An 8,131-nucleotide genomic window follows, 5' to 3' on the forward strand; every position below is an offset into this window, starting at 1 on the left:
CAGGGTGCTAACCTTTTCGGGGACCTTTTGCTAACATTTTTACTTGACGAACACACTGTTCTAATGTAGATCTAAATACAGTACCACCTAAATTCGATCCATCATAGTAAGCTAACACTTGGGCAAAGCCTTTTCCAATATTTTTGAAGGCAAGTTCTATAAATGTAGAGTGTTCTCCCTCGCCCAATTTGAATAAAATAGTATTTCTTTCATTTGTGGTACACCAGCTCTGAACCGATATATTTATAAAAGGCCTGTTTTCATTCATTTTGTTTTGAATATCAGATTGGCGATAGTAATTAATCATAATGAACGTTCCACCGAGAGCCATTAACCCTGAAACAATTCCGCCTAAAACAGCGCCCCAATAAGATGCTAGCGAAGCTGACCAAGTGACTACATTCGTATCACCTGCTGGCAATAGCTTTTGCCTAATAAAACTCTCTATCACAATAAAGGCAACAATCGCTACTAATAGAAAAACAACGATTCCGATGATAACGCAAATCGTTTTTGTAACCTTACCAGTTTTTGATTGCTGAGGTACGCCAAGCCGGTTTATTGAAATTTTCATTCAACACCTCCTTTTTTGACTATAATTTTTGTTGCTCCACGAGTGAGTCCATTTTCAAAAAGTACACTAATATTAAAATATTTAGTTTGGTATTCCAACAGCGGTTCTAATTTTTCTGCGCTCAAAATCTGCGTAATGCATCCTTGGATTTTTCCTGAAAGCGCAACCTCATCTTTGACTATGCTGGCGCACTCGCTTTTCTTCTTGCCTAATAGCTGAGAGAATATTTTTTCTATGTAGTTTTGATTTTGACTATCGGATTTCAAAAGCTCATCTGCAAAACTATAGGTGTCTAAGAGTAGTCCTGCAGCATCTGCATAGCTAATAGAACTATCCTTTTCCTCTCCAGTTTCAAGGCATCTAACTCGGTAAGGCCTATAACCTTTCTTAGCCTTTAACTCTACAAAAGTATATTTTCCTTGCTTAAATGTATTTTCCATATACATAATCCTTTCAGAGTGACATTCATAGAAATGAAAGAAGCTCATACAATTTATTAACAAAATTATACCATGGTTTGTGACAAAATTCACCACCAGTATGTAAAAAAACCTCTGCTCCCGCAGAGGCCGGTCTACCTATGTTTCCTACAGCGCACCGAGCTTTTTCAGTAACTCCACACAATCCTTTGCACCTTGCACATAGAGGTGTTGGCATTCGTGATCGGCAATCAGATTGGTTTTCTCAAAGTAATCGGTGAGAATTTTCTGCTGATCCTCCGGTAGTGATTTGACAATCTCTTGAGCCTGAGAGCTGAGAGCCTTTACCTCTGCATAAAGCTGCAGCCCACTGTCGTCCAGAGCTTCCTTGCGCTTTTCAATTGCGGTTTCCGTCAATTCTCGGATGACTGATTCAAAGATTTCACTTTTCTCCATTGCACGTTACCTCCTTTCGCAACACACCATAAACCAATGTGTCGTCATAGTCCATACCAAAAAGAAACAAAGAGCGCTTGTATTTTTAGGTTCGCCTCTTTTGGTAGTTATATGCATCCTCGAAATCAACCGCACCGTTGATCCGCTTGACTTCCTCCACACATTTTAAGTGTAGGCTTTGAAGAGCCTGCTCGTCAACTGCATGGGTGTGTGCCACCACATGAGAAAGCTTGGAAAGCTCGGTGGCAATTTTGAAATCCATTCTGGCCAGACGGTTTTCCGTATCCCGGATGGTGCTGACGAGGACAGAGGAGAAGCTCTGCAGCAGATAGTTTTCGATTTTCTGTGAGGTAAGATACCCACAGTAAAACTTCAACGCCTCAGTGACAAATTCATTGCGGGATTTCACATTGGCCTGCTCCAGCAGCTCGTCGCACCGATCCAGCACTTCCTTTTCGATATAAAAGCCGGTGCGGACTTTTTCCGGTTCCTTTGCCATACTGCCTCCTTTTCTCTGTGAATTCTGCCCTGGTATACAGTGTAAGCTCCGGAAACGCCCGGTTTTCCTTGCCTTTTTCTGAAACCGGCATAACAAATTGGGGCTTCGCTCAGAAAGTTATGTCACTTCGGAATCCCCGAACGGCTTTGCCGGTCGGTGTTCAGGGGAGTTGTGCTGCCAAAGCAGCATAACTCCTTTAACCTGCACCACTTTCGACCCTACCGGAATGCCCTCATTCTGAGGATTTATCGCCGCATCCGGGGCTTTCTCACATTCTCTCCACATGGGCGCAACGTGGGCGGTACGATGTTAATGGGTATCAGGATGCCACCCTGCCTGACAAAAGGCCACACAGGGCAACACCGCCGCCCACACGCCCGGACAGCGTTACTGTTTACGTCAGCCTATTATCAGAGCCGCCTGCCGCAGCAGGGCGAACCGGTCTTTTAGGTTTTGCAGCGGCCTCACGGGAGAGCTTATCGTCAATGTATTCACGGGTGGCCTGTGGAACGTGCTTTTCATAGAGCTTCTGGACGGTATCCTCCAGCTCCGTCTGCAAATCCGTATCCTTTTTGCTCATGTGGTAGGTCAGGGCATCCAGCTTTTCGCTGTCAAAGCTGACCGTCAGTGTTGCCTTTTTCATTATATTTTCCTCCATTCATAGTTTCATTTCAGGTGACTGAGAGGGGGCATCAGCGTGACCCATTTTTCATAATCCGATACCGGACAGTACCCGGCAAGCATGGACGAGAATTCCTCCAAGCGGCGGGGCTTCACCTTTTCCAGTTCCATCTGCAAACCGTAGTAGCCGTTGTAAACCTTGACCACCTCAGCATCCAAAACATCAGCCCATGCCTCTTTCCCGGCATTGGTCAGGGTATGCTCATTAAGCTCCACGATGGTGGCAGGCTGTATCTCCACATCCTTGTGTAGCAGATGGATATCCTCCCAATGGAGATGAAGTAAATCTTTCAGCCTGCTGACTGGCGAGGGTGCTTCCGGCAGCTGCTCCGGCTCCGCTTCCTCCGGGTGACCGCCGTACTGCGGACAGAAATCAAGGTAATAGCACACGTCAATGCCGCTGTCGCCTAACTCAACATTGGCTACTTCCTCACGCTCATGGAGCATATCCAGCAGAGTATCCATGCTGCTAAAATCATGCTCGAAGCCGGTTTGCTGTGCCAGCTCATCAAAGCCTATAATCCAATTGCCCTCTGTCGTGTTCTGCGTTCCGATAGTCACGATGTAGTCCGCTGCGGCTGTCATCAGCTCGTTAAGTTGCTGCAAGGCCGGGGAGGTTAGAGCGGAAATGTTGGGAACATAGGAGGCGTACCGGCAGTAGCTGTAGCCCTCCGATTCCACCAGCAGTCCGTCATTTCTGCCCTCACCGGTCAGCAGCAGGCAGTGATACACACCGCTGCTGTCGCAGTGCATCTGTTCTATATTATCCTGAATAAAGTCGTAATCCCGCATAGGTTTCTGCAGCACAGCTTCAAAAACATCAGCGGGAAGCCGAATGGTTTTTGATACCTCAAAGTTCCGCAGATCGAAATCTGCGGGCTTCCTTTCAAAGATTGCTTTCATATAAAGCCGCCTCCTTTACGGCAAAAACTGTCTTGGATTTACTTTCTTACCGCCGATGCGCACCTCCAGATGGAGGTGGTTTCCGGTGCTTCGCCCGGTGCTGCCCACGGCGGCAATCACATCGCCCTGCTGCACCGTCTGCCCGGAACGAACATAGACCTTGGAGCAGTGACCGTATAAAGTGACCATACCATCTCCGTGATCAATAACCACATGGTAGCCGTAGCCGTTGCTGCCGGAGTCCTTTACATAGCTGACCACACCGGTACGGGCGGTCTGTATGGGTGTTCCTTTTGGTGCGCCCATGTCGAGGCCGGAGTGACCCTCGCCGCCACCGCCGCCGAACGGATTTGCCCTCCAGCCGAATTCCGAGGTGACCATGCTGCGCCAGTTGACTCCAAGGGGGCTGGCAAAATCACCGCCACCAGTGTAAATCTCACCGTCAAACACACCGCCAGACCATTCATCCTCACCAATACTCCCATCTCTCGGCAGACCGTGACCATAAAGCACACGGCTGTAAATCTGAGCGGCATTGACCTTGTTTTCCTCTGTGATGGTTCTTCCGAGGGAGCTTTCAAGGTTTGCATATATCTCATTCAGGTCGGTAATGGGAACAGCAACCGTATAGATTTCCTCGGTTTCATTGCCATCCGCATTGGTGACGGTACGGGTGCGTTCCTCGTACCGGACGAAGCACTCCGCAAAGGCTCGGTAGTCGGAAGCATTCATGCGCAAATTTTCAGCGCCGAAATACAGAGAATAAAAAATGGATTTCATGCGGGTACTGTCGATGCCGCCGCTTTCGATCATGGGCGTAATCTCAGACACAGCTTCATCCAAATCGGAGAAGCTGTCCCGCATATCCTCAATGTACTGCCGGTACTCCGCTGGCACCTGCGAGGAGATACTGCCGCCGTGAAAGGTTAAATCCACAGCGGAGTTGTTGTGGTCTGCGGTACCGGACAGCAGGCTCATGATCATGACAATGATTAAAATAAACGGGGTGAGAATGGCGGCGATCACCACGCCTGCCGCTTTCCATGTACGTTTGTCGGTGGCTGCAGCGATTGCCGCTTTCACCGCAAGGGTAATGGTTGCCGGGTCTGCCATCGGGGATCACCACCATTTCTGTTCCCAAAGATTAAACTGGGCATCCTCTGCGGCCTGCTGCTCCTGTGCCAGCCGGATGGATTTCTCCACCGCCTGATCCAGAAAATCTGTATCAAAGCCTGCGCTTTCATAACCCTCGGCGATGGTGTGGAGATAAAAATCCGAGGGTGCGCCGAACTCCCTGCCGTCATTCATAACATAGACCATTGCATTCACAGGCTTACCGTTCAGCTCCACCTCCAACATTTCCTTGCGGTAAAAATTCGGGTATCCCTCGTAACGGTCGAGGGAAAGCTCGTCCTGCGGCCTTATTTTCCATAGCAGCACAGGCACAGAGCTGCCCTCCAACGGCTCAATGGTTGCAACGGCTCCACGGCTGCCGCCACGGAACAGCAGCTCATATCCTTTGACTTCACTGGCTCCCACCACCTTGGCGGTGGGGCAGCGGAATGCCATCTGTGGCAGATTCAGATTACTGCCGTAGGCAATGTATAAGCGATTCTTCGTCATGGTTTCCTCCTCACATTCGCATAGTAAAAGCCGGGGCATCTTCTGCCTCGGCTTGGATTTCTTCTGGAGCAGATGGCTGGGCTTCCTGCCGTGCCTGCTCCAATTCTTTTTCTTTTTTCTGCCGCATCCGTTCCTTTTGTTTTTCTGCCTGAGCGGGATCACGCCAAGCAATACAGCCGTCCAGATTCTTCAGCAGATGCTCACGGGCGGTCTTGAATTCATCCCCAATCAGCCCCAAACGCAGCAGCCAAGTGCGGAAGGTGTACTTCTCGTTGGTGGTCTGCGTCTTGGTTCGGCTGGCACAGCGCTGGTTGAGCGCCTGTGCGGAAATTGCCATGCACAGCTGGATGTAGGCCTTGATTTTCCCGGCATGAGTGGTTCCGTTGAACAAACGGAACTCCACCGTGCCTTTCTGGAACACAGAGTGAAGATTCAAACAATGGTACCGGCTATCATCGTAGTGGATGTTGCTGCGGCTCTCGCCGTTGTACCAAATCCGACCGACTTGATCTAATGTCCGGGGTTTTCTGCTGTTCAGTTCCTCTAAAAACCGGTTGTCCACCGGCTTGCACCAGCGGTGCTGTCTGGCTACCGACACCTGCAGCGCCTTGTAGATCAAATCCTCCTTGGCAGCCATGATGTTGGTGATATTCCGCAAAGTATTCGCATCAAAGGGAGAGGCATCCACATGAACATGGATGCCGCAGGAGCTGTTGGCAATGGCACCGGCCTCCCGGAGCTTTCGCACCAGCTCCTGTACTTTTTCGATGTCCTCCCAGCGGCAGATAGGGCTGACCATCTCGGTCTTGTATTCTGCTGAGGCGGATACCGTCTGCCTGCCATCCTTTCTCTGCGGGGTAATGCTGGCATCACTCATGAATTTCCACTTGCGGCCTTGGGAGTCGATGGCGGCATAGGTGTCGTAATAGGAACCGTCATACGCAGCAGTTGTTCCAAAGTAGGCGGCGGCAATATCGGCGGCGGCCTTGCGGGTGATGCCGGTCAGCTCCACCTCAATGCCGAAGCGCTGGGCTTTTATGTCCATAACTTTCACATCCTTTCATTCACAGCGTTAAAGAGCTGTTTTCTTGAAAGTCATTAGGTTTTCTGATATAGTAAAAAAGTAATATTCATTTCGGAAAGACCGACCTCTGAGTCCTTGGCAGAACCACCAGCCAAACCCAGCTAAAGGGATAAAGGAGGGATGCGTTATGAGCATAAAACGTTTGATAAGGAAGATAGGTTTTACAGGCATAACACTGAATATTGGATTTATTGGGCTTAACTTTGCTGGGGGTTCTTCCAAAGTGAATATTGCGAAAAGAGCTGTGTTGAACGAATACAACGCAGCTCTTTTCTATCGTCCACCTGCCTTTCCGAACAGCTTCGCCTTATGCTCCGGAGCATTTACCATCAGGTTGTAACGCTCATTGCCGCATTTGTAGAGGCACACGCCACGCTGCGGGTAGCGGATCAGGTTGTATTCGCTCTGCTCCAGCTGGAGGGTATCGATATAAAACTTGGCATCAATATTCCCGGCATTGAACAGAAACTGATGGGTCGGGATGCTGAACAGGGGCTTGGTGTATTCCCGGATGCCCTCGATGTTGAAGTCCTCCAGATTCTGCGAGGCGATAATCACCGCAGAGTCCTTTTTGCGCACACGCTTGGAAAAGTTGCGGACGTATTCCACAGCGGTGAGGTTGGTGAGGAACAGGTAGAACTCATCGATGCTGGCGGCGGTGTTGCCGTTGGTGAGAAGCTCATTGCTCATGTAGGATAAAATATTGAACAGCAGGGCGTTTTTCAGGCTCTTGCTGGCCTGCAGCAGCCCTTTCACACCAAAGGTGACAAAGCTGGAATCGGTGATGTTGGTATGTCCATCAAAGAATTTCGACTCCGCACCCTTGCAGATGGAGTGAAGCCCCAGCAGGATATTCTGCAAAAGCTCTGCGGTGTAAAGCTGGCGGCTGTTCTCGTCAAAGGCTTTGTATTCTTCCTCAATCAGCGCATACAGGTCGGACAGGATGGGATAATCCTTGGCGGTCAGCCGGTCAAATTTCGTACTGTCGCTGATGCCGAACTTGGCGTACAGCTTCTGCAGCATGATTTCGATGGTGTCAATCTCCCGGTCGGAAAAGTCCTTATACGTCCTGAAAAAGTCCTTGAGAAAGGAAATATGCTGACTGAGCTTGCTGCTGATGCGGAAGGTCTGCGGCGCATCCTTGTCCTCCGGGCTGCCGTTTTCATCCCATGTTTTCGGCTCCAGCACATTGATGATGAATTCGCCGGACATGAGGTCGATGAAGCAGCCTCCGAGGTTATTGGTCAGATCCTCGTACTCCATTTCGGGATCGAGTGCGGTGATATTCATGCCGGATTCCCGCAGATTACACAGGATGAGCTTGAGAAGATAGCTCTTACCCTGACCGCTGTTGCCAAGAATCAGGATGTTGGCGTTGGTCTTGTCATCCGCTCGCTTGTTGAAATCCACCAACACATTACTGCCGAACTTATCCCGCCCTACATAAAATCCGTTGGCATCTGTTTTTCCTGAGTAATTAAAGGGATAGAGATTCGCCACAGAGCTTGCCGGGAGAACACGCTCAAACTGGTCACGAAACACGTTAAAGCCACTGGGCATCACGCATTGGAAGCCCTGTTGCTGGCGGAGCATCAGCCGGTCTACGTTGAGCTTAGAGCGGATCAGCTCGGTCATGACCTCGGTCTGCAACAGCTTGAGCTGATCCAGATCGTGTGCGGACAGCTCAATATACACAGCCGAGTGGATGAAGGGTTCCCGGTTCCGGTGCGCCTGCGCCACAATGGTTGCCACATCTTGTAGATTGCTTTCTGCCATAACCGTCTGCTGCAAATCGTTGGTGTTGGACTTGCTCAAACGGTTTTTATTAGCAGCGTTGCTAATGATTTTCTTTTCCTCCACCGGCGTAACATGACGGGTATAGATGCGCAGGG

Annotated in this window: 10 protein-coding genes; all 10 read right to left on the bottom strand. The window is 49.8% G+C overall.

Annotation, left to right across the window (positions count from 1 at the left end; translation table 11 throughout):
• Positions 1-7: 7 nt before the first annotated feature.
• Positions 8-574, bottom strand: coding sequence for a hypothetical protein (locus tag RT018_RS13650; RefSeq protein ID WP_312942857.1), 567 nt, complete (start codon positions 572-574; stop codon positions 8-10).
• A complete protein-coding gene (locus RT018_RS13655; protein WP_312942858.1) occupies positions 571-1,014 on the bottom strand; it encodes a hypothetical protein in 444 nt (147 codons plus the stop codon). The genes RT018_RS13650 and RT018_RS13655 overlap by 4 nt, the downstream gene beginning before the upstream one ends.
• A 147-nt stretch (positions 1,015-1,161) precedes the next feature.
• Entirely contained in the window at positions 1,162-1,449 is a 288-nt protein-coding gene (locus RT018_RS13660; protein WP_312942859.1) for a hypothetical protein, read from the bottom strand.
• A gap of 85 nt (positions 1,450-1,534) precedes the next feature.
• Positions 1,535-1,948 (bottom strand): hypothetical protein, encoded by a 414-nt coding sequence (locus RT018_RS13665; RefSeq protein WP_312942860.1) that lies wholly within the window; start codon positions 1,946-1,948, stop codon positions 1,535-1,537.
• Between the two features lie 394 nt (positions 1,949-2,342).
• Entirely contained in the window at positions 2,343-2,591 is a 249-nt protein-coding gene (locus RT018_RS13670) for a DUF6103 family protein (RefSeq protein ID WP_312942862.1), read from the bottom strand.
• Between the two features lie 23 nt (positions 2,592-2,614).
• Positions 2,615-3,532: a DUF6329 domain-containing protein gene (locus tag RT018_RS13675; RefSeq protein WP_312942863.1), complete on the bottom strand. Its 918-nt coding sequence runs from the start codon at positions 3,530-3,532 to the stop codon at positions 2,615-2,617.
• 15 nt (positions 3,533-3,547) lie between these two features.
• Positions 3,548-4,645: a M23 family metallopeptidase gene (locus tag RT018_RS13680; RefSeq protein ID WP_195199109.1), complete on the bottom strand. Its 1,098-nt coding sequence runs from the start codon at positions 4,643-4,645 to the stop codon at positions 3,548-3,550.
• Positions 4,646-4,651: 6 nt separating this feature from the next.
• Complete coding sequence (locus RT018_RS13685) at positions 4,652-5,155, bottom strand: gamma-glutamylcyclotransferase family protein (RefSeq protein ID WP_195199110.1); 504 nt, start codon at positions 5,153-5,155, stop codon at positions 4,652-4,654.
• Between the two features lie 10 nt (positions 5,156-5,165).
• Entirely contained in the window at positions 5,166-6,200 is a 1,035-nt protein-coding gene (locus RT018_RS13690) for an amidoligase family protein (protein WP_195199111.1), read from the bottom strand.
• A 312-nt stretch (positions 6,201-6,512) separates the two neighbouring features.
• On the bottom strand, positions 6,513-8,131 hold a 1,619-nt coding region (locus RT018_RS13695; protein WP_312942864.1), incomplete at its 5' end, for a helicase HerA domain-containing protein.

The sequence above is a fragment of the Oscillibacter sp. genome, assembly GCF_032060045.1.
GTDB lineage: Bacteria > Bacillota > Clostridia > Oscillospirales > Oscillospiraceae > Oscillibacter.

What these genes read in the sequence shown, in the direction of transcription:
- RT018_RS13650 (WP_312942857.1), bottom strand. Translation starts at nt 574, where the DNA reads ATGAAAATTTCAATAAACCGGCTTGGCGTACCTCAGCAATCAAAAACT.
- RT018_RS13655 (WP_312942858.1), bottom strand. Translation starts at nt 1,014, where the DNA reads ATGGAAAATACATTTAAGCAAGGAAAATATACTTTTGTAGAGTTAAAG.
- RT018_RS13660 (WP_312942859.1), bottom strand. Translation starts at nt 1,449, where the DNA reads ATGGAGAAAAGTGAAATCTTTGAATCAGTCATCCGAGAATTGACGGAA.
- RT018_RS13665 (WP_312942860.1), bottom strand. Translation starts at nt 1,948, where the DNA reads ATGGCAAAGGAACCGGAAAAAGTCCGCACCGGCTTTTATATCGAAAAG.
- RT018_RS13670 (WP_312942862.1), bottom strand. Translation starts at nt 2,591, where the DNA reads ATGAAAAAGGCAACACTGACGGTCAGCTTTGACAGCGAAAAGCTGGAT.
- RT018_RS13675 (WP_312942863.1), bottom strand. Translation starts at nt 3,532, where the DNA reads ATGAAAGCAATCTTTGAAAGGAAGCCCGCAGATTTCGATCTGCGGAAC.
- RT018_RS13680 (WP_195199109.1), bottom strand. Translation starts at nt 4,645, where the DNA reads ATGGCAGACCCGGCAACCATTACCCTTGCGGTGAAAGCGGCAATCGCT.
- RT018_RS13685 (WP_195199110.1), bottom strand. Translation starts at nt 5,155, where the DNA reads ATGACGAAGAATCGCTTATACATTGCCTACGGCAGTAATCTGAATCTG.
- RT018_RS13690 (WP_195199111.1), bottom strand. Translation starts at nt 6,200, where the DNA reads ATGGACATAAAAGCCCAGCGCTTCGGCATTGAGGTGGAGCTGACCGGC.